A 21,038-nucleotide genomic window follows, 5' to 3' on the forward strand; every position below is an offset into this window, starting at 1 on the left:
CTCGGTTCAGGAACGCCGGTAGACGGGCGGGCGTTTCTCGGCGAAGGCGCGTGCGCCTTCTTCTGCGTCGTCGGTGGCGAAGACCGGCCATCCGCGCTTCAGCTCGGCGGCCAGGCCCTCGGTCTCGGTCAGTTCGGCGCACTCGTACACGGACGCCTTGACGGCCTCGACGGCCAGCGGCCCGCAGGCGTTGATCCGCTCGGCGACGGCGAGGGCCTCCTCCAGCGCGGTGCCGTCGGGCACGACCCTGCCGACCAGTCCGACGGCGGCGGCCTCCTCGGCGCTGTACGGGCGCCCGGTGAGGAGCATTTCGAGCGCGTGGGTGCGGGCGATCTGGCGCGGCAGCCGCACCGTCGAGCCGCCGATGGGGAAGAGGCCGCGCCGGACCTCGAAGAGGCCGAAAGTGGCGCCCGCCCCGGCGATCCGGATGTCGGTGCCCTGGAGGATCTCGGTGCCCCCGGCCACGCAGGGGCCCTCGACGGCGGCGATCACCGGTTTGCGCGGGCGGTGGTGGCGCAGCATCGCCTTCCAGTGCAGATCCGGGTCGGCGGCCATCCGGTCGCGGTACCGTTCGCCCTCCATCCCCTTGCCCGCCAGTGCCTTGAGGTCCATCCCCGCGCAGAAGCAGCCTCCGGCGCCGGTGAGGACGATCGAGCGGACCGTGTCGTCCTCGTCCGCGGCGAGCCAGCCGTCGTACAGCCCGACCAGCATCGACAGCGAGAGGGCGTTCTTCGCCTCGGGCCTGTTCAGGGTGAGCACCGTCGTGGCGCCCTCGCGCCGCACGGTGAGGTGTTCCGTACCACTCATCGTCTGCCTCCCGTCTCACGTCCCGGAACAGGTTGCAGGAGGCGAGGAGCCAGTTCAATAGTTTTCTGACAGGCAGTCAGATTTATTGGGCCGCACCCTTCCCCCTTGTGCGTCCCGGCGCTCTAATGACGCCGTGTCCGTCAGCAGCCGGGGTCAGGAGGAGCGGTGGAGTACAACCTTGCCGACCTGTTCGAGTCGGTCGTCGACGCGGTCCCGGGGCGCGAGGCGCTCGTCTACGTCGACCATCCCGGCACGGGCGCGGAGCGCCGGCTGACGTACGCGGGGCTGGACGCCGCCGCCAACCGCATCGCCCACCACCTGCTGGACGCGGGGATCGCCGCCGGGGAGCACGTGGGGCTGCACCTCTACAACGGGGTCGAATACCTCCAGACGCTGCTGGCCTGCCTCAAGGCCCGCCTCGTTCCGGTCAACGTCAACTACCGTTACGTGGAGGAGGAGCTCGCCTACCTCTACCGTGACGCGGATCTGGCGGCACTGGTCTTCGACGCCGAGTTCGACGACCGGGTCCGGGCCGCCGCCCCGAAGGCCCCGACCCTGCGCCATCTGATCCGGGTGGGCGCACCGGCGGAAGCGGTCCGCGGCCCGGACGCGGTGGCGTTCGAGGACGCGGAGGCGGGCGGCGGCCCGGGGCGCGGGTTCGCGCCGCGGTCCGCCGACGACCAGTTCATCATCTACACCGGGGGCACCACGGGCATGCCCAAGGGTGTGATGTGGCGTCAGGAGGACCTCTTCTTCTCGGGTCTCGGCGGCGGCGCGCCGACCGGCGAACCGGTGAAGTCCCCGGAGGAGCTGGCGCGGCGGGTGGCTGCGGGCGGGGACGGCATCACGTTCTTCCCCACTCCCCCGCTGATGCACGGCACGTCGACGCTCACCGCGTTCATCGCCTTCGACTTCGGCCAACGGGTGGTGGTACACCGCAAGTTCGTGCCGCAGGAGGTGCTCCGGACGATCGAGAAGGAGAAGGTCACCAGCGTCTCCCTGGTGGGCGACGCGATGCTGCGGCCGCTGATCGACGCGCTCAGGGGCCCGCTGAGGGGCACCGACTGTTCGTCGTTGTTCTCCGTCTCCAGTTCGGGCGCGATCATGTCGGACTCGGTGCGCGCGGAGTTCCAGGAACTGGTGCCGACGGCGATGCTGCTGAACAACTTCGGCTCGTCGGAGTCCGGGTTCAACGGCACGGCAACGCCCGACTCGGGTCCGGAGAAGGGGTTCCGTCTTCAGGTCAACTCCCGTACGGCGGTGGTGGATCCGGTGACGTACGAGCCGGTGGCGCCCGGTGAGCCGGGGCGGCTGGCCCAGTGCGGCCATGTGCCGCTCGGCTACTACAACGACCCGCGCAAGACCGCGGAGACGTTCTTCCGGCGGGACGGCCGGCGCTGGGTGCTGCTCGGCGACATGGCGACCGTGGACGAGGACGGCATCGTCACGGTCCTGGGCCGGGGCTCGCAGTGCATCAACACCGGCGGCGAGAAGGTGTACCCGGAGGAGGTCGAGCAGGCGCTGAAGGCGCACCCGGACGTGTACGACGCCCTGGTCGCCGGAGTGCCGGACGAGCGATGGGGCAATCATGTCGCGGCGGTGGTGCAGCTGCGCGAGGGCGCCCCGGAACCCTCGCTCGACGACGTCCAGGCGCACTGCCGGGCCCGGCTGGCCGGTTACAAGATCCCCCGGCGGCTGGTGATCGCCCGGCGGATCCAGCGCTCCCCCAGCGGCAAGGCCGACTACCGGTGGGCCCGCGCGGTCGTCGCTTCCCCGCGCGGCGCCGAGGACCGGGACGACGCAACGGCTCCTGGGGCCTGAGACGACGTACGGGTCCTCGGCGGCCGGGTATCGGGCCGGTGCAGCGCGGCCCCCGGCGGGCGGAGCGCGCCCCGGCGCCGCACCTCGGACGGGGCCCGGGCGGCCTCCGCGCCACCCGGACCGGCGCCGGCCCGCCGCGCCCGGAAAGCACCCGAACGGCCCCGCCGCGCACCGGCCGGCGGCCCGCCCTCCGCTCCATCGCCCCCACGCGCCGAAATACCCGGGCAGCGCCCCGTGCCCTGAGCCATTGCGGCTACGTCGGTACCCGACCGCTCACTCTGTGTGGCAAAGGGGGGAAAACGCCCATAGCTTCGGCACATGAGGAAACGACACTTCCAAGCCCTCGTCCCCGTCGTGGTCGCCTCGGCCGCCGGGCTCGGCGCGGCCGTTCCGTCAGCGTCGACCACCACCCCCCATGTGGTGCGTCCCGGCCAGTCGATCCAGAAGGCGGTGGACGCCGCCCGGCCGGGCGACACCGTCGTCGTCCAGCCCGGCACGTACCGGGAGTCCGTCCTGATCGACAAGGCCGGGCTCACCCTGCGCGGCTACGGCGAGCGCACCGTCATCCGTCCGGCGGCCGGGAAGGCGCGGGCGACGGACGCCTGCGCGAAGGCCGGGAGCGGGATCTGCGTCCTGGGACGGTCCGGCGCGACCGTCGACGGGGTGACCCTCGACTCGCTGACCGTCTCCGGCTTCCAGAAGAACGGCGTCTGGGCCTCCTGGACGGACCGGCTGGCCGTCCGGCGCGTGACCGCCGAACGCAACGGCGTCTGGGGCATCGCCCAGGAACGCTCCACGCGCGGCTCGTTCATGGGCAACACCGCGCGCGCCAACGGAGACGCGGGCATCTTCGTCGCCAACACCGTCAGCGAGGAGGGCGGCGCCAGCGACACCCGGGGCACCGAGCTCCAGGGCAACACGCTGTCGGACAACCGGATCGGCTTCACCGCCCGGCGCGTGAGGAACCTGTCGGTCCACGACAACACCTTCACCGCCAACTGCAGCGGTGTGTTCGTGGTCGGCGACGAGGGCAGGCCGCAGGCCGGGGCGATGACGATCCAGTCCAACCGGATCAACGGCAACAACAAGTACTGCGCGAAGACGGAGAGGCTGCCCGCCATCCAGGGCTCCGGCATCGTGCTCACCGGCGCGGCGGGCACCCGGATCCGCTCCAACACGATCAGCGACAACATGGGCGCCACGCCGATGTCCGGCGGCGTCGTGCTGTTCAAGAGCTTCGTGGACACGAAGAACAACGACAACACCGTCAGCGGCAACGTCGCGCTCGGCAACAAGCCCGCCGACCTCGCCAACGGGGACACCGGCAAGGGCAACACCTTCGTATCCAACGTCTGCTCGAAGTCCACACCGGCCGGGATGTGCTGACCGGTGCACCCCCGCACGAGGAGAAGCGAATCGGCATGACCACTGTGAGCCCCAATCCCGCACCCACCCCCGCCCCGACCGCCGCCCACGGCGCCGCCGTCCCCCACCCCGGTGCGGCCCCGCACCCCGGCATGCAGCTGCGCGAGATCGTCTTCGGGGCGGCCCGCGCCGCCGCCGTGCGCGCCGCGGCCCGGCTGGGCGTCGCCGACGCGCTCGGCGACACACCCGCCGACGTGCGGGAACTCGCCGCACTCGTGGGAACCGAACCGGCGCCGCTGCGCCGGCTGCTGCGCGCCCTGTCCTGCTACGGGATCTTCGCCGAGACCCCGGACGGGTGCTTCGCCCACACGGACATGTCCCGCCTGCTGCGCGAGGACGACCCTCACAGCCTCCGCCACATCTCCCTGTGGTGCACCGAGCCCTGGACCTGGGACGTCTGGCCGCGACTCGACGACGCGGTGCGCACCGGCCGCAGCGTCTTCCAGGACGTGCACGGCAAGGGCTTCTTCGACTACCTCCACCAGGACGCCCACGAGTCGGCCCAGGTGTTCAACCGGGCCATGACCACCTCCAGCGTGCAGTCCGCCCTGGACGTGGCCGAACTCCTCGACCTCACCGGGGTGTCCGTGGTCGCGGACATCGGCGGCGGCCAGGGACACGTGCTGGCGAGCCTGCTGGAGAAGCATCCGACGCTGCGCGGCACCCTCATGGACCTGCCGGGCGTGGTGGCGCGGGCGGACGCCCGGCTGCGGGACGAGGGGCCGCTCACCGAGCGGACCCGCATCGTGGCCGGGGACTGCCGCGAGGCCATCCCGGTCCAGGCCGACCTCTACATCATCAAGAACATCCTGGAATGGGACGACGACAGCACGCGCCGCACCCTGCGCAACGTCATCCGCGCGGCCCGTCCGGGCGCCCGCGTCGTCGTCATCGAGAACCTCGTCGACGACACCCCCTCCATGCGGTTCACCACCGCGATGGACCTGCTGCTGCTCCTCAACGTCGGCGGTGCGAAGCACACCAGGGAGAGCCTGGTCGGCCGGATCTCGGACGCCGGTCTGGTGATCGACAGGATCGTGCCGGTCAACCCCTACCTGCACGCCTTCGAATGCGTGGTCCCCGACTGAGTCCGGGACCACGCATTGTGCCCCGGGTCCGGACGGACCCGGGGCACTTCGCCGTACGCGTTCAGGCGGGGGTGGCCCCGCGCTCCCAGCGGTAGAACTCCTGGGCCATGGCGTCCTTGGGGCTGCGCCAGGTCTCGGGGTCGTACGCGCTCACGTAGGCGCCGAGCCGCTCGCTGACGGCCTGGAACTCCGGGTGCTGCGTCACCTTGGCGATCTCGGGGCCCGGCGGGCGTTCCGATTCGATGAGGTGCAGATAGACGTCGCCGAACTGGAACAGCTTGCGCCGGGTGACACCGACGAGGTGCGGCAGTTCGGTGCTGTCGGAAGCGGCGAAGACCCGGGCGATGTCGGGCGCCGAACCCGGTGCCATCCGAGCGACGATCAGGGCGTGGTGCATCGTTGCGTGCCTTTCTCGGTCCCGGCCCGGCACCCGGTCGCGACCGGGTGCCGGCCGTGGGAGGGGTACGGGCGGTCAGCCGGCCGACATCGAGGCGGTGCGGCGCTCCCGGGCACGCTGTTCGATCTTGTCCCGGATGAGCCCCATCTGGACCTTGGAGTTGCGGTTGATGTTGTCGGTCATCCACGCGTCGTCGACGGGTGCGTCGGGCCGCATCGCGAAGTCCTGGGTCCAGTGCATCCTGGTGCCCCCGGGAACCTCGGAGTACTCCCAGCGGATGTCCATGTGCTGGAAGGGGCCCGGCTCGACACGGCGCGCGCGGACCGTGCGGGCGGCGCGGTCGACGGTCCGCTCGGAGACCCAGCTCCAGACCTTGTCGTTCTCGTCGGGATGCATGGTCAGGCGGAACTTCGTCCGGTCGCCGTCCCGTTCGATGATTTCGACGGCGGCGTACTCGCTGAACAGGCTCGGCCAGTTCTCCAGGTCGTTCGTCACGTCCCAGACCAGGTCCAGGGGGGCGGCGATGGTGATGTCGTTCTCGGTGTGTCCGGGCACGTCAGGCTCCTTGCATGAGGCTGTTGTTGACGAGGTCGAGGAATTCACGGGGGGTCTTGCAGCGGTCGGCGTCCGTCGGCAGCGCCCGTCCGTGCCGGTTCTCCAGCACGCCCACGATGCCGAGCAGGCCGAGCGAGTCGAGGCCGAACTCGTCGAAGGCGACCTGGGGGCTCCGTTCCATCTCGCGCGGGTCCACGGTGAGCCCGGCGCCCTTCTTCATCAGCGCGGCGAGTTCGGTGTAGGTCAGTCGGTCGGTCATGAGACTTCTCCTTCTCACGATGGGGTGTCGGTGGAGCGCCGCAGCACCATGGCCGCGTTCGAGCCCATGAGCCCGCGGCTGAGCACCAGCGCCGTCCGCAGTTCGGCGGGGCGGGCGCTGCCGGTGACGACGTCGAGGTCGTGACACACCTCGTAGACGTTCGGCGTGGGCGGTATCAGGGCGTTCTCCATGGCGAGCACGGCGGCGGCCGCGTCCAGCACCGGTGCCCCGCAGTAGGCGCGCCCGATCCCGGACTTGGGGGCCGTCACCGGTACCTGCCGGCCGTGCGAGCCGAGCGCGTCGGCGATCGCCAGCGCCTCGGCTCGGTCGGCGGCCGGCACGCCGAGGGCGTCCGCGAAGACGACGTCGATCTCGTCCGGTGCGCAGTCGGCCTCCCGCAGCGCGCCGATGATCGCCTGGGCGAGTCCCTCCCGGGACTCCTCCCAGCGGCCCGCCCCGGTGAACGTGGCGGCGTGCCCGGCGAGTTCGGCCCGGACGCGGGCGCCGCGCCGGCGTGCCGACTGCTCCTCCTCGACCACCAGCATGGCGCCGCCCTCGGCGGGCACGAAGCCGCAGGCGTCCGCGGTGAACGGCAGGTAGGCGCGGGAGGGTTCGTCGCGGGTGCTCAGGTCGTCGTACCCGAGCTGGCACACCACCGAGTAGGGTGCCAGTGGTGCCTCGGCCGCCCCCACCACCACTGCCTCGGCGCCACCTCGGATCGAGCGGGCGGCGTGGGCCAGCGCGTCCAGTCCGCCCGCCTCGTCACTGGCCACGACGCCGCACGGGCCCTTGAACCCGCCACGGATGGAGATCTGGCCGGTGCTGGCGGCGTAGAACCAGGCGATGGACTGGTACGGGCCCACGTAGGTGGATCCCTGCCCCCACAGCCGTTGGAGTTCGCGCTGCCCGAACTCGCCGCCGCCGGACCCGGCGGCGGTCACCACACCGACGTCGAACGGTGATTCCTCGTAGTCGGCGCGGCCCAGCCGGGCGTCGTCCAGGGCGATGTCCGCGGCGGCCATCGCGAAGTGCGTGAACCGGTCGGTCTGGACGACGAAGCGTTCCTCGATCAGCTCGGCCGCCTCGAAGTCCCGCACCTCGCCCGCGACCCGCAGCGGAAGGTGCTCGCACCCCTCGCGGGAGACCCGGTCGAGGACGCTGATGCCCTCCTGCGCCCGCTTCCAGAACGCTTCGGTACCGGTTCCGCCGGGGGCGACGACACCGATGCCGGTGACGACGGTCCGCCGGGCTCTGCGGCTTCTCATGGTGTCCTCCCACCTGTCCGGGTCAGCGCCACCGCGGACTGGAATCCGCCGAAGCCGCTGCCGACCGAGAGGACACTGCGCAGCTTCATCGGACGCGCGGTGCGCGGCACGTAGTCGAGATCGCATTCCGGGTCCGGGCTCTCGTAGTTCGCCGTCGGCGGCACCGTCTGGTGGACCAGTGCCAGTACGCAGGCGGCGATCTCTATGGCCCCGATCGCCCCCAGTGAGTGGCCGACCATGGATTTGATCGAACTCATCGGCACGTCGTAGGCGTGCGCGCCCAGGGCCCGCTTCACCGCCGCCGTCTCGTGCCGGTCGTTCTGCTTGGTGCCCGAGCCGTGCGCGTTGACGTAGTCGATCTGCGAACCGTCCAGCCGGGCGTGGCCGAGTGCGCGGTCGATCGCCTCGGCCATCTCCAGTCCCTCGGCCGTCAGCCCGGTCATGTGGTAGGCGTTGCCGAAGGTGGCGTACCCCGCGATCTCGCAGTACACGGTCGCGCCGCGGGCGCGGGCGTGCTCCAGCTCCTCCAGGACCAGCACCGCCCCGCCCTCGCCCATGACGAATCCGTCGCGGCGGGCGTCGAAGGGCCGGGAGGCGTGCTCCGGGTCGTCGTTGTTGGGCGAGGTGGCCTTGATCGCGTCGAAGCACGCCACCGTGATGGGGGTGATCGGCGAGTCGGACGCCCCGGCGACGCAGACGTCCACGTGTCCTTCCTCGATGGACTGGAAGGCGTACCCGATCGCGTCGAGTCCGGAGGTGCAGCCCGTGGACACGGTCTGCACCGGGCCGTGGGCGCCGATCTGCTCGGCCACCGCCGAGGCGAGCGTGCTCGGCGAGAAGGCCCGTTCCAGGTGCGGTCCGGCCGGCCGGGGGTCGACGTCCCAGCGGGCGCCGCCGCCGCTGACGGCGACGTAGTCGTGCTCCAGCCGGGTGGTGCCGCCGACCGCGGTGCCGAGCGACACCCCCATCCGCCAGGGATCCACCTTCCCGGGGTCGAGACCGGCGTCGTCCAGGGCCTCCCTGGCACCCACCATGGCGAACTGGACGTAGCGGTCCGAACGGGCGATCTCGTCGGCGTCCAGGCCGTGCGCCGCCGGGTCGAAGTCGCACTCGGCGGCGATGCGGGAGCGGAATCCGGTGGGGTCGAAGAGCGTGATGCCCCTGGTGGCGGTACGTCCGTTCGCGAGGAGGTCCCAGAAGGCCGGTACGCCGATGCCGCCGGGGGCGACGACACCGACGCCGGTGACCGCCACGCGTCGGGTCATGAGGGGGCCTCCGTCCGCTCCGGCGGTGCGACGCGGTCGTCGGATCCGGTGTGTTCGGTGTCGACGTGGCCGAGTTCGGGGCGCGGCGCGAGCGGGCCGAGGTGGAAGACCATGCGCGCCTCGACGTCCCCCACGTTCCGGAACCGGTGGCGCACATGGGGAGGGATCAGCAGTCCCTGGTCGGGCCGCAGTTTGTACGGCTCGTCGTCCAGGTCCACCTCCAGAAGGCCGTCGACGACGTACACGAACTCCTCGGAGTACGGGTGGTAGTGCTCGCCGATGCGGTCGCCGGGCTGGACGATGGCCAGCCCCATGAAGCCGGTGGTGGCTCCCACGGCGGTCGGCGTGAGCATGGCGCGAAGGTCTCCTCCGCGCCTGCGGTTGGGCTGCGTCTCGCTGAGATCCACGATGCGTGGCCGGTACGTGGTCATGACTGCTTTCCTCCTGGCACATTGCGCGTTGTGTTGACGGGTTGAGCGAGAACCCCCCGGAGTGCGGACGCGCGGTTCAGGACTCCGTGGCGCGCCGGTCGGTGATCAGGGACATCTCGGCCCCCGCGAGGAAGTCCGCGATCTCCCGGTCGTCGGTGGGCACGGTGTTCGTGGCGCCGTCGAGAAGGCGTCCGAGCCTGGCCACCTTGCCGGGGCCGTCGATGCCGACGGCCTGGGCGGGCTGCGCGTCGAGGGGTTCGACCGCTTCGAGGAGGCGGACGACCACGTCGTCGCGCTGGAAGATGGTGCTGCTGTCGATGATGCTCGCCGGGTCGTCGGCCGCTTCCTCGTCGTGGCCGGCGAGCAGCCGGGCGAGTGCCATGCCGCAGCCCGGCCTGGCCTGGTAGAACAGCGCGTGCCGGCGTACGTCGGCGGCGGCGTGGCGGCCCGCGGTCACGTGGTGGACGGTGGGGAGCGCCGCCCGGGTGAAGAACATGCGGGCGGAGTCCGGGTCGCTGAGGTCCCGGTCCTGTTCCAGGTACGGGTTGATGGCCTCCTCGACGGCCCGGACCTCGGGCTGGCGGGCGACGTGACGCAGGGCCGCGAGGAGGTCGCCCTCGACCTCGATGGCCCGTACGACGCGGTTGCCGTGCATGAAGAGCGAGGTGCGGCGCAGTCGGGTGTCTTCGTCGACACGCGCGTTCGGGGACTCGTAATCGGCGAGGATCTTGGCCACGATGCCCTCGGTGCCGGGCTGGACGGTGAACGTGAGCGCGTGGCGCACCACCCCGTCGCCCAGACGGGGTGACGCCTGGAGCTTGCCCTTGGCCGTCTCGGGCGCGAGCTCGAACGCCTTCCCGGTCTCCCGCAGGACGCTGAAGCGCAGCGAACGGGTGTCGCGCACGCAGTTGTGCAGCGGCTGGACCGTCTCCACGTGCTCCTCGCTGTTCACCCAGGCGAGGAAGGGCGGGGCGCTCTCCCATTCGCTGGTGATCAGCCACTGCGAGGGGTTCTCGATGGACTGGCACAGCTGGTCGCTGATGTGTCCGGGAACGGACGCCACCTGGTTGCGCAGGTGTTCGTACGCTTCCAGGAACTGCTGCTGGGCCCCGTCGTAGAGGTCGAGCAGCAGCACGACACGCAGTCGGGAACCGTCGAAGGCGGACTGGGAGATCCGTTCCGAGAGGGTGCTGGTCATGTGGGTCTCCTTCGAGACGGCGTCGCGGGCAGCCCGGAGGCATGCCGTCAACCGTCGGTTGGCGAGTGGATTCGGAGCGGGGACTCTCCCTGCGCATGCGGGCGGTCCGCCCCCGTGACAGCGGGCATCGTCTCCGTGACCGATCGTGAAACGCTGGTCCGGGTGGCGCGAGATTTATGAACCGTTCAGGTGAGCGGCCGTCCGAACCGCTCCGACAAGGGCATGGAACAAGGCAACCGAACGGCGTCCGAGCTGGAGCAACTGATGAACGAGAACGTCGACATTCGCGTACCGGTCCTCATCGTGGGCGGCTCCCTGGTGGGCCTGTCCGCCTCACTCTTCCTCGGCCGGCTCGGCATCGAGCATCTGCTGGTCGAGAAGCACCGCGCCACCTCGACGCATCCTCGCGGCCGCGGCAACAACGTGCGCACGATGGAGGTGTTCCGCACCGCCGGCACCGAGCCGGCGATCCACGAGGCGGCGTCGCTGCTCGCCGGCAACCACGGCATCCTGCAGGCGGGTTCACTCACCGGGGACGACCAGCAGTGGTTGTTCAAGGAGATCGACCCGGGTGGCGGACTGGCCCGTTTCAGCCCGACCGGCTGGTGCCTGTGCAGTCAGAACGACCTGGAGCCCGTGCTGCTGGAACAGGCGCTCGGGCAGGGCGGCGATCTGCGGTTCTCCACCGAGCTGCAGAGCTTCGGCCAGGACGCGTCAGGAGTGGACGCGGCCCTCAAGAGCCGGGAGACCGGTGAGCACATCAGTGTGCGCGCGGACTATCTCATCGCGGCCGACGGGGCGCGCAGCCCCATCCGTGAACAGCTGCGGATCGGCCGGACGGGGCCCGGTGACCTGTTCCACAACGTCAGCATCACCTTCCGTTCGCGGCGGCTCGCCGATGTGCTGGGCGACCGCCGGTTCATCGTCTGCTATCTGACCAACCCTGAGGCGGACGGTGCGCTGCTGCCCGTGGACAACGAGAAGGAATGGGTGTTCCACGCCCCGTGGCAGCCCCAGCTCGGCGAGATGCTGGAGGACTTCACCGACGAGCGGTGCGCCGCGCACATCCGCACCGCGGTCGGGGCACCGGACCTCGACGTCGAGATCACCGGCAGGGCGCCGTGGCACGCGGCGGAACGCGTCGCGGAGCGGTACGGCTCCGGCAGGGTGTTCCTCGCCGGGGACTCGGCCCACGAGATGTCCCCCACCGGGGCGTTCGGTTCCAACACCGGCATCCAGGACGCGCACAACCTGGCCTGGAAGCTCGCCGCGGTGCTGCGGGGCGAGGCGGGTCCGGGTCTGTTGGAGACCTACGAGGCGGAACGGCTGCCGGTGGCGCGGGCGACGAGCGCGCGGGCCTCCGCGCGCTCCAGCGAGCACAGCCACCCGGGCTACACCGCGGCCCCGGGAGTGGGCGGCGGGAGGCAGGGCGGGATGCTCGCCGTGGCCCTGGGCTACCGCTATCTCCGGGGCGCCGTGCTGGGCGCCGACCCGGATCAGCCGGTGGTGCCGGAGAAGATGCAGCTGGACGGCAGGCCCGGCAGCCGCGCGCCGCATCTGTGGGTGCGTCAGGCCGGCGGGCGCAAGTCGACCCTGGACCTGTACGAGACCACCTTCGTGCTGCTCACCGACGGCACGGACACGGCGTGGCGGCGGGCGGCCGAGCAGGTCGCCGCCCGGCTGTCGGTGCGGCTGCGGGTGTACGGCGTGGGCCCCGGCGCCGACCTGGAGCCGGAGGACGGGGCCGACTGGGCCCAAGCCCACGGCACGACGTCCGAGGGCGCCGTGCTGGTGCGACCCGACGGTTTCGTCGCCTGGCGGTCGATGGGCTCCGTCGACGATGCCGAGGCCACCCTCCACGACGTCCTGACCTCACTGCTGCACCGGTCCTGACCGGCCCGTCGCACTCCCGGCCGGCCCGGCCGGTGCGGGCTCGCGGCGGACGGGCGGGGCGGAAACGAGGGGCGACGCGAATGATCCGCGTCGCCCCTCTTGCCATGGGGCGGAACATCCTGAATTACTGCTCCAGAAAGATCGACCGAATGGTCGGTCGCCTGCTCGGGAGAGGGAGATCCGGATGACGTCTCTGCTGGACTCGGCGGAACGACTGGGCCGGGACGAGCTGGAGGCACTCCAGCTGGAACGGCTGCGGGCCACGCTGCGCCACGCGTACGAGAACGTCGGCCACTACCGGACCGCGTTCGACGCGGCCGGGCTGCGGCCGGACGACTGCCGCACGCTCGACGATCTCGGCCGCTTCCCCTTCACGACCAAGGCGGACCTGCGGGACAACTACCCCTTCGGCATGTTCGCGGTCCCCGAGGAGCGGGTGCGCCGGATCCACGCGTCGAGCGGGACGACGGGCCGTCCGACCGTCGTCGGCTACACCGAGCGGGACCTGGACACCTGGGCGGACGTGGTCGCCCGCTCGATCCGGGCGGCGGGCGGGCGCCCCGGGCACAAGGTCCATGTGGCTTACGGATACGGGCTGTTCACCGGCGGCCTGGGGGCGCACTGCGGAGCGGAACGGCTCGGCTGCACGGTCGTCCCCGCCTCCGGCGGCATGACGGCCCGTCAGGTGCAGCTGATCCAGGACTTCCGGCCCGACATCATCATGGTGACGCCGTCGTACATGCTGACGCTGCTCGACGAGTTCGAGCGGCAGGGCGTGGATCCTCGCACGACCTCCCTGAAGGTGGGAATCTTCGGCGCCGAACCGTGGACGGAGGGGATGCGGCGCGAGATCGAGGAGCGGTTCGCGATCGACGCGGTCGACATCTACGGACTGTCGGAGGTCATGGGCCCCGGTGTGGCGCAGGAGTGCGTGGAGACCAAGGACGGGCTGCACATCTGGGAGGACCACTTCTATCCGGAGATCGTCGACCCGATCACCGGGGAGGCCCTGCCGGACGGTGAGGAGGGCGAGCTGGTCTTCACCTCGCTCACCAAGGAGGCCATGCCGGTGATCCGTTACCGGACGAGGGACCTGACCCGGCTTCTGCCCGGCACGGCGCGCGTGTTCCGGCGGATGGAGAAGGTGACCGGGCGCAGCGACGACCTGGTGATCCTGCGCGGCGTGAACCTCTTCCCGACCCAGGTCGAGGAGATCGTGATGCGGACGCCGGGCGTCGCGCCGCACTTCCAGCTGCGGCTGACCCGCGAGGGCCGCCTCGACTCCCTGACCGTACGGGCGGAGGCCCGGGCCGGGGCCACCCCCGAGCAGCGGAGGGCCGCCGAGGAGTCGATCGCGGCCGCGGTCAAGGACGGGATCGGAGTCTCGGTGGGGGTCGAGATCGTGGATCCCGGGACGCTGGAGCGGTCGGTGGGCAAGTTCCGGCGGATCGTGGACGAACGCGGCGGGCGGTAGCGGGTCGGCGGGGACGGCGCGGGCGAGGCCGCGCCGTCCCCGCCGAGGGTTCGTGCCGGGCGGTCAGGCGAACCGGTCGCGCAGCTCCCGCTTGAGGATCTTCCCGGCGGCGTTGCGCGGCAGTTCGTCCACGAAGAGGACCTTCTTGGGGGCCTTGAATCGGGCGAGCCGTTCGCGGGCGTGGTCGATGAGCTCGGCCTCCGTCGCCTCGCCTCGCAGGACGACCACGGCCGTCACCGCCTCGATCCAGCGTTCGTCGGGCAGTCCGACGACGGCGGCCTCGGCGACGGCGGGATGGGTGTAGAGCGCGTCCTCGACCTGGCGGGAGGCGACGAGGACACCGCCCGAGTTGATGACGTCCTTGACCCGGTCGACGACCGTGAAGAAGCCGTCCGCGTCGCGCACGGCGAGGTCGCCGGAGTGGAACCAGCCGTCGCGGAACGCCGCCGCGCTCTCCTCGGGCCTGTCCCAGTAGCCCTCGCACAACTGCGGTGAGCGGTAGACGACTTCGCCGGGCGTGCCGTCGGGCACCTCCTTGCCGTCCTCGTCGACGACCCGGGCCTCGACGAACAGGACCGGCCTGCCGCAGGAGTCCATCCGGCCTTCGTGCTCGTCCGGTCCCAGGACCATGGCGAGCGGCCCGATCTCGCTCTGCCCGAAGCAGTTGTGGAACGCGAGGCCGGGCAGCCGCTCGCGGAGCCGTTCCAGCACGGGTACCGGCATGATCGACGCGCCGTAGTAGGCCTTGCGCAGGCCGCCGAGGTCGCGGGTGGTGAATCCGGGGTGCTGGGAGATGCCGATCCAGACCGTCGGCGGGGCGAAGAGGCTGTCCGCCCGGCCGGCCTCGACGAGGTCGAAGATCCGGTTCACGTCGGGGGCGTCGAGGACGACGTTGCTCGCGCCGACGGCGAGGTAGGGCAGCAGGAAGACGTGCATCTGCGCGGAGTGGTAGAGCGGCAGCGAGTGGACGGGCCGGTCGGTGGCGCGCAGGTCGAGCGCCGTGATGGCGCTGACGTACTCGTGGACGAGGGCACCGTGGGTCATCATGGCGCCCTTGGGGAGCGCGGTGGTGCCCGAGGTGTAGAGGAGCTGGACCAGGTCCCGCGCATCCGGTTCGCGCTCCGGGACGAAGGCGCGCGGGGTGGCCAGGGCGTCGAGGAGGGATCCCGGGGCGTCGCGCAGCGCGCGGACGGCGAACGCCTTCGGGACTCGGTCGGCGAGGCCCGGGTCGGTGAGGACGAGGGTGCTGCCGGACTGTTCCAGGATGTACGCGAGGTCGTCGCCCGTGAGGTTCTGGTTGACGGGTACGTGGACCAGGCCCGCGCGGGCGCAGGCGAGGAAGGCGATCAGGTACGCGTCGGAGTTGTGCGCGTAGCAGGCGACCCGGTCACCCGGGCTCAGTCGGTGCTCTTCGGTGAGCACCGCCGCGGCCGTGTTCACGGCGGAGTCGAGTTCCGCATAGGTCCAGGTCCGCTCCGCGTACCCGAGGGCGGTGCGCCCGGGGGTCCGGCGGGCGCTGCGGGCCACGACACCGTCGACTGTGCTGCTCCGTACACCTGTCATGGCGTGATCCTGTGCGGCCGGATCCCTGTGGTCAAGGGGTGCGACGGCGCAAGAGGAGGTCACGGGCGCGGGCAGGGGTCCGCTCACGTACCGGCGGCCCGGGTGCGGGCGTCGAGGATCACGGACGAGGCGGCGGTGTACGGCGGAAGCACGGGCAGCGCCCCGACGGCGGCGACGACGACGGCCACCGCCAGGATCAGCGCGCCGGTCACGACCCGTTTTCCCGGCTGCCGCACGCACCCGGAACGGTTTCAGGGGACCAGGGCCAGCACGGTCGCCGTGACCGCGGCGACCACCGTGCCCATGCCGATGATCACGGCCCTGGTGTGGAGCATGAACAACGACGGGGGGCGGATCGTCGCGGCCTGCGGGTCCTGGGCGCTGTAATACACCGTCACGACGTCGCCCACGGCCACTTCGGTGCGTTCCCGGCGCTCCTCGAAGGTGACGGTCCGTCCGTCGGAGGTGCGGAACTCCAGGGTCGGGTGGGTGCGGACCATCGGCACTCCTTCCGGGTCCGTTCCCTCCTCGGTCCGCACCCTCGTGCACCGCGCGTCGGACGTGAGACCGGCCGCCCACGCGGCCCGCAGCCGCGGTCCCTGGAGCTGCCGGTCCAGCAGAGTGCCCATGACGGTGGCCGCTGACACGGAGACGATGAAATACACGGCGGCCATGACCACAGCTCCCCCGGAACGCTGTCGGGTCCGTGGGGCACGGCATGCCCGACGCCCGAACCCCTCGTACGGATGCCATGATCCTGTGTGCGGCATCCGGTCGGCAAGGGGGACGACCGCCCAGCCCGCTTGGCTCGGCGCCCTCCCGGCGGACGGTCATGCGCCACCCGTACGCCCCTGCCAGTACGGTGCGCGCAGCCGCCGCTTGTACAGCTTGCCGTTGGGGTCGCGGGGCATCGCCTCGATGAAGTCGATGCTCCGGGGTAGTTTGTACCCGGCGAGGCGCTGCTCGCAGTGGAGCAGGATCCCGGCCGCGAGCGCGTCGCCCGGCTCGTGTCCCGGGGCCGGTTCGACGACGGCCTTGACCGCTTCGCCCCAGTCGGGGTGGGGAATACCGAAGACGGCCGCGTCCGCGACGGCGGGGTGCGCGAGGAGAGCGCCCTCGATCTCCGCGGGGTAGATGTTGACCCCGCCCGAGATGATCATGTCGATCTTGCGGTCGCGGAGGAAGAGGTAGCCCTCCTCGTCGAGCACACCGAGGTCGCCGACGGTGAAGAAGTCGCCGACGCGGTTCTCCTCCGTCTTCGCCTCGTCCTTGTGGTAGCGGAAGCCGCCGGTGTTCATCCTCATGTAGACGGTGCCCGGTTCGCCGGGCGGCAGGCGGTTGCCGTCGTCGTCGAGGACGGCGAGTTCGCTGATCGGCCAGGCCCTGCCGACGGTGCCGGGCTTCTTCAGCCAGTCCTCGGCGGTCGCGAAGGCTCCGCCGCCCTCGCTGGCCGCGTAGTACTCCTCGACGCACCTCCCCCACCATTCGATCATGGCCCGCTTGACGTGGTCCGGGCACGGCGCGGCGCCGTGGACGGCATGGCGCATGGAGGTGACGTCGTGGCGCCCCTTCACCTCGTCGGGGAGGGCGAGGAGGCGGTGGAACTGGGTCGGGACCATGTGGGTGTGGGTGCAGCGGTGGGTGTCGATGAGCCGCAGCATCTCCTCGGGCGCCCACTTGTCCATCAGGACGAGCCGGTGTCCGATGTGCAGGGAGGCGGCGGCGAACTGGAGGACGGCAGTGTGGTAGAGGGGCGAGCACACCAGATGGACGTTGTCGTCGAAGGGTCTGATGCCGAAGATGCTGAGGAAGCCGCCGAGATGGCTCTCCTCGGGCGGCTTGCCGGGGAGGGGGCGGCGGATGCCGCGGGGCCGGCCGGTGGTGCCGGAGGTGTAGTTCATGACCCAGCCGAGGGTGCGGTCCCCAGGTGGCGTGCCGGGCTGTCCGTCGAGGAGTTCGCCGTACGGGCGGAAGCCGTCGACCGCGCCCACGGCGTAGCGGCGGTCGGCCGGGAGACCCGCCTCGTCGGCGGCGGCGATCACGGCGGGGGCGAAGCGTTCGTGGGCGATCAGGACCTTGGCGCCGGAGTCGGAGACGATCCAGGCGATCTCGGGTCCGACGAAGTGGTGGTTGACGGGGACGAGGTAGAGGCCCGCCTGGGTGGCGGCGAGGTAGGCGGTGAAGAACTCGACGCCGTTGGGCAGGACGACCGCGAAGGCGTCGCCGCGCCGCAACCCGGCCGCGCGCAGTCCGTGGACCAGGCGGTTGGCCGCGGCGTGCAGCCGTCCGGCCGTCCAGTCCTCGCCGTCGGGGGCGGTCAGGACCGTACGGCCCGGGTCGGCCGCGGCCTGGGCCCAGAAGCCGTTGGGCGGGGGGTTCATGAGGCACTCCGTCCGGCGATGCGGTTGATTCGGTCGACGGCGCGTTCGAAGCCGCGGGTCAGGTCGTCGAAGACGGCGCGCACACTGCGTTCGCTGGTCATCCGGCCCACGATCTGTCCGACGGGGGTCCCGAGCAGCGCGCCGGTCTCGTACTTCTGGATACGAGAGAGCGCCTCGGCGACCAGCAGCCCCTGGAGTGGCATGGGCAGGGCGCCCGGGCCCGAGGGGTCGTCCCAGGCGTCGGTCCACTCGGTGCGGAGCTGTCGGGCTGGTTTGCCGGTGAGGGCGCGGGAGCGGACGGTGTCGCCGGATCCCGCGGCGAGGAGCTTGCGGGTCAGGGCCGGGGAGTGGAGGTCGGCCTCCTCGGTGGTCAGCCAGATCGAGCCGAGCCAGACGCCCTGGGCGCCGAGGGCGAGTCCGGCGGCGATCTGCTCTCCGCTGCCGATGCCGCCCGCGGCGAGGACCGGGAGCGGGCCCACCGCGTCGACGACGTCCGGGACCAGGACCATGGAGGCGATCTCGCCGGTGTGGCCGCCCGCCTCGTACCCCTGGGCGACGACGATGTCGATGCCCGCGTCCGCGTGGTGGCGGGCGTGCCGGGCGCTTCCGGCGAGCGCGGCGACGAGGACGCCTCGGTCGTGGGCGCGCCGGATCACGTCGGCGGGTGGTGAGCCGAGGGCGTTGGCGAGCAGCTTGATGGGGTAGTCGAAGGCGACATCGAGCTGGGTGCGGGCGACGTCCTCCATCCACCCCGTGATCCGCCAGCCGGACGCCTCCCCCTCGGCGAGTTCCGGCACGCCGTGCTTGGCCAGGGTGTCCCGGACGAACTGCCGGTGCCCGTCCGGGATCAGCGCCTCGACATCGGCCTCGGTCACGCCCTCGACCTTCCTGGCGGGCATGACGACGTCGAGACCGTACGGCTTGCCGTCGGTGTGTTCCTGCATCCAGTCGAGATCGCGCGCGAGGTCTTCGGGGGCGGTGTAACGGACCGCGCCGAGTACGCCGAAGCCTCCGGCCCGGGTGATGGCGGCGGCCACCGCGGGGAACGGCGTGAAGCCGAAGATGGCGTGCTCGGCTCCCAGTTTCTTGCTCAGCTCCGTCTCCATGGGGCGCAGGATGCCGCAGCCGGACGGCCGAAGGAAGAGATTTTCTGATGGCACGTCAGATTCTTTGTGACGCCGGGGGCCTCCGTGACGGCGGGGGTGACAGTACTCTCTGCGACGGAAAGAAGTTTCATCGTCGGGGACGATTTCGAAAATTACTTTCGCGCGGCGGGAAGGGGTTTCCGGATGACCGAGGACACGACCGGCAGCAGAGGGATCAGCCGGCGCAGGCTGGGCGGTGGAATGCTGGCCCTGGGCGGGGCACTCGCCCTGGCGCCGATTCCGTTCGCGGAACGCGCGGCGGCCATGGAGTCGGGAGCGGAGTCGTCGGGTATGCACGCGGGATCCGGGACGGGTACGGCGCCCGGGCGCGCCCGCCCGACGCTGCGGCGCGGATCCGCCGCCCGCGCCGGTCTTTCGCCGGAGCACCTGGACCAACTGGTCGCGGACGCGGAGAAGTTCCTGGCCCCCTCCCCCGCGCACCCCTGGTACGCCGGTGCGGTGCTGCTCGCCGGACGCGGCGGCACGGTGGCGCTGCACCGGCCGATCGGCAAGGCCGTGCGCTACTGCGCGTATGACGAGAAGACCGACGCCGGGGTCGAGTTCCCGCCCGACCGGCAGATCGACATGGCCGAGGACACGGTCTTCGACCTGGCGTCGGTGTCCAAGCTGTTCACCTCGATCCTGGCCCTGCAGCAGATCGAGCGCGGGACACTGGAGCTGGAGGCGAGGGTCGCCGCGTACCTGCCCGACTTCGCCCGCGCCGGGAAGCAGGACATCACGGTCCGTCAGCTGCTCACGCACACCTCGGGGTTCCGCTCGTGGATCCCGCTGTACAAGGCGCCGACGCGCGAGGGGCAGCTGGAGCTGCTGTGGAACGAGGCGCCGGCCAACGCGCCCGGCACGGTCTACCTCTACTCCGACCTGAACCTGATCTCGCTGCAACTGGTACTGGAGAGGATCACCGGCCGCGCGCTGGACGTCCTGCTCCGTGAGGAGATCACCGCTCCCCTCGGGATGCGCCGCACGCGGTACAACCCTCCGGCCTCCTGGAGGCCGCGGATCGCGGCGACGGAGGACGCCCGGCTCCCCTGGTCCGGCCTCGACCGAGGGCTGGTCTGGGGCGAGGTGCACGACGAGAACGCGTACGGCCTGGGCGGCGTCGCGGGGCACGCCGGGGTCTTCTCCTGCGCCTGGGACCTCGCGGTCCTCGCCCGCACCCTGCTCAACGGCGGGGCCTACGGCCGGGCGAGGATCCTGTCCGACGCCTCGGTGGACCTGCTGTTCACGGACTTCAACACCGCGTTCCCCGGCGATGCGCACGGGCTCGGGTTCGAGCTCTACCAGCACTGGTACATGGGCGCGATGGCGACCCCGCGCACGGCCGGGCACACCGGCTTCACCGGCACCTGCCTGGTCCTGGACCCGACGACCGACTCGTTCCTGATCGTTCTCGGCAACTCGGTTCACCCGGTGCGCAGTTGGCGTTCCGGCAGCGCGCCGCGCGTCGCCGCCGCCAACCGGATGGCGCGGGCCGTCCCGGTCCGTCCCGTCCGGGGCCGCACGGCGTGGTTCTCGGGGATGGCGAGCGCCGCCACCGCCACGCTCACCCTGCCCGCGCTGCGCCTCGCCTCGTCGCGGGCCCGGCTGACGTCGGCCCTGTGGTGGGACACCGAGCCCGGGTCCGACGTCGTCCTCCTGGAGGCATCCGCGGACGCGGGGGCGACCTGGCAGCCGGTGCCGTTCACCACCTCGCCGCTCGACGGGCCCGGCCGCCCGGAGCCCGAACCGCGTCCGACGGGCTCGGTCTCCGGCTGGTCCGGCCGGATCTGGCACCGGCTCGACGCCGGCCTCGCCGCATGGCGCGGCAAGGAGGTGCGGCTGCGCTGGCGGTACACCACGGACCAGCTGTACGTCGGACGCGGAGTGTACGTGGACGCGATCCGGGTCGAGGACGGCGGCCGGACGGTCTTCGACGAGAGCCGGCCCGCCGACACGGCGCGGATCGAGGCGGTGGGGTGGACCGCCTCGGCGGACTGACGCCACGAAGGCGTCCCGGGCAGGGCGCCTTCGTGGTGCCGGACGGTCCGGACGGCGGGGGCGCTCCCGGCCC

General features: G+C 71.6%; 19 protein-coding genes. 6 read left to right on the plus strand and 13 right to left on the minus strand.

Annotated elements, in window-relative coordinates; translation table 11 throughout:
- Window positions 1-6: 6 nt before the first annotated feature.
- Window positions 7-807 carry a crotonase/enoyl-CoA hydratase family protein gene (locus ACFYXM_RS32875; RefSeq protein ID WP_389294953.1) on the minus strand — a complete coding sequence of 267 codons (801 nt, stop codon included), beginning with the start codon at window positions 805-807 and terminating at the stop codon, window positions 7-9.
- A 165-nt stretch (window positions 808-972) separates the two neighbouring features.
- Here ACFYXM_RS32875 and ACFYXM_RS32880 point away from each other — a divergent pair, with 165 nt between their 5' ends.
- From ACFYXM_RS32880 to ACFYXM_RS32890, 3 genes are all read left to right on the plus strand, one after another.
- Complete coding sequence (locus ACFYXM_RS32880) at window positions 973-2,628, plus strand: acyl-CoA synthetase (protein ID WP_389294955.1); 1,656 nt, start codon at window positions 973-975, stop codon at window positions 2,626-2,628.
- A 318-nt stretch (window positions 2,629-2,946) separates the two neighbouring features.
- Window positions 2,947-4,014, plus strand: a complete 1,068-nt coding sequence (locus tag ACFYXM_RS32885) for a nitrous oxide reductase family maturation protein NosD (protein ID WP_389294957.1) — start codon at window positions 2,947-2,949, stop codon at window positions 4,012-4,014.
- A gap of 35 nt (window positions 4,015-4,049) precedes the next feature.
- A complete protein-coding gene (locus tag ACFYXM_RS32890; RefSeq protein ID WP_389294959.1) occupies window positions 4,050-5,141 on the plus strand; it encodes a methyltransferase in 1,092 nt (363 codons plus the stop codon).
- Between the two features lie 61 nt (window positions 5,142-5,202).
- On the opposite strand, the gene ACFYXM_RS32895 is transcribed toward ACFYXM_RS32890, so the two are convergent.
- The 7 genes from ACFYXM_RS32895 to ACFYXM_RS32925 form a co-directional block, all read right to left on the minus strand.
- Window positions 5,203-5,538 carry a TcmI family type II polyketide cyclase gene (locus tag ACFYXM_RS32895; protein WP_362029748.1) on the minus strand — a complete coding sequence of 112 codons (336 nt, stop codon included), beginning with the start codon at window positions 5,536-5,538 and terminating at the stop codon, window positions 5,203-5,205.
- 75 nt (window positions 5,539-5,613) lie between these two features.
- Entirely contained in the window at window positions 5,614-6,093 is a 480-nt protein-coding gene (locus ACFYXM_RS32900; protein WP_389294962.1) for an SRPBCC family protein, read from the minus strand.
- Window position 6,094: 1 nt separating this feature from the next.
- On the minus strand, window positions 6,095-6,352 hold the full coding sequence (locus tag ACFYXM_RS32905; RefSeq protein ID WP_389294964.1) for an acyl carrier protein: 258 nt from the start codon (window positions 6,350-6,352) through the stop codon (window positions 6,095-6,097).
- Window positions 6,353-6,366: 14 nt separating this feature from the next.
- Window positions 6,367-7,617 (minus strand): beta-ketoacyl synthase N-terminal-like domain-containing protein, encoded by a 1,251-nt coding sequence (locus ACFYXM_RS32910; RefSeq protein ID WP_389294965.1) that lies wholly within the window; start codon window positions 7,615-7,617, stop codon window positions 6,367-6,369.
- Window positions 7,614-8,882, minus strand: coding sequence for a beta-ketoacyl-[acyl-carrier-protein] synthase family protein (locus ACFYXM_RS32915; protein ID WP_389294967.1), 1,269 nt, complete (start codon window positions 8,880-8,882; stop codon window positions 7,614-7,616). The genes ACFYXM_RS32910 and ACFYXM_RS32915 overlap by 4 nt, the downstream gene beginning before the upstream one ends.
- On the minus strand, window positions 8,879-9,313 hold the full coding sequence (locus tag ACFYXM_RS32920; protein WP_389294970.1) for a cupin domain-containing protein: 435 nt from the start codon (window positions 9,311-9,313) through the stop codon (window positions 8,879-8,881). The genes ACFYXM_RS32915 and ACFYXM_RS32920 overlap by 4 nt, the downstream gene beginning before the upstream one ends.
- Before the next feature lie 76 nt (window positions 9,314-9,389).
- Window positions 9,390-10,511 carry a SchA/CurD-like domain-containing protein gene (locus ACFYXM_RS32925; protein WP_389294971.1) on the minus strand — a complete coding sequence of 374 codons (1,122 nt, stop codon included), beginning with the start codon at window positions 10,509-10,511 and terminating at the stop codon, window positions 9,390-9,392.
- Window positions 10,512-10,775: 264 nt separating this feature from the next.
- Between ACFYXM_RS32925 and ACFYXM_RS32930 the strand changes: the two genes are divergently transcribed.
- Together ACFYXM_RS32930 and paaK are read left to right on the plus strand one after the other, a co-directional pair.
- Window positions 10,776-12,404, plus strand: coding sequence for an FAD-dependent oxidoreductase (locus tag ACFYXM_RS32930; RefSeq protein ID WP_389294999.1), 1,629 nt, complete (start codon window positions 10,776-10,778; stop codon window positions 12,402-12,404).
- 184 nt (window positions 12,405-12,588) lie between these two features.
- The gene (paaK, locus tag ACFYXM_RS32935; protein WP_389294973.1) at window positions 12,589-13,878 is read left to right on the plus strand and encodes a phenylacetate--CoA ligase PaaK; all 1,290 of its coding nucleotides are present in this window, start codon (window positions 12,589-12,591) and stop codon (window positions 13,876-13,878) included.
- 63 nt (window positions 13,879-13,941) lie between these two features.
- Here the strand turns inward: paaK and ACFYXM_RS32940 are convergent, their stop codons facing one another.
- The 5 genes from ACFYXM_RS32940 to ACFYXM_RS32960 form a co-directional block, all read right to left on the minus strand.
- A complete protein-coding gene (locus ACFYXM_RS32940; protein ID WP_389294975.1) occupies window positions 13,942-15,441 on the minus strand; it encodes an acyl-CoA synthetase in 1,500 nt (499 codons plus the stop codon).
- A gap of 83 nt (window positions 15,442-15,524) precedes the next feature.
- Window positions 15,525-15,653 (minus strand): hypothetical protein, encoded by a 129-nt coding sequence (locus ACFYXM_RS32945; RefSeq protein ID WP_389294977.1) that lies wholly within the window; start codon window positions 15,651-15,653, stop codon window positions 15,525-15,527.
- 39 nt (window positions 15,654-15,692) lie between these two features.
- Window positions 15,693-16,115, minus strand: a complete 423-nt coding sequence (locus tag ACFYXM_RS32950; RefSeq protein WP_389294979.1) for a DUF3592 domain-containing protein — start codon at window positions 16,113-16,115, stop codon at window positions 15,693-15,695.
- Window positions 16,116-16,271: 156 nt separating this feature from the next.
- Entirely contained in the window at window positions 16,272-17,822 is a 1,551-nt protein-coding gene (locus tag ACFYXM_RS32955; protein WP_389294981.1) for an acyl-CoA synthetase, read from the minus strand.
- Complete coding sequence (locus ACFYXM_RS32960; protein WP_389294983.1) at window positions 17,819-18,928, minus strand: NAD(P)H-dependent flavin oxidoreductase; 1,110 nt, start codon at window positions 18,926-18,928, stop codon at window positions 17,819-17,821. The genes ACFYXM_RS32955 and ACFYXM_RS32960 overlap by 4 nt, the downstream gene beginning before the upstream one ends.
- A gap of 183 nt (window positions 18,929-19,111) precedes the next feature.
- Between ACFYXM_RS32960 and ACFYXM_RS32965 the strand changes: the two genes are divergently transcribed.
- Window positions 19,112-20,965, plus strand: coding sequence for a serine hydrolase (locus ACFYXM_RS32965; protein ID WP_389294985.1), 1,854 nt, complete (start codon window positions 19,112-19,114; stop codon window positions 20,963-20,965).
- The last annotated feature ends 73 nt before the right edge of the window (window positions 20,966-21,038 follow it).

Source organism: Streptomyces sp. NPDC002476, assembly GCF_042889785.1.
Lineage (GTDB): Bacteria > Actinomycetota > Actinomycetes > Streptomycetales > Streptomycetaceae > Streptomyces.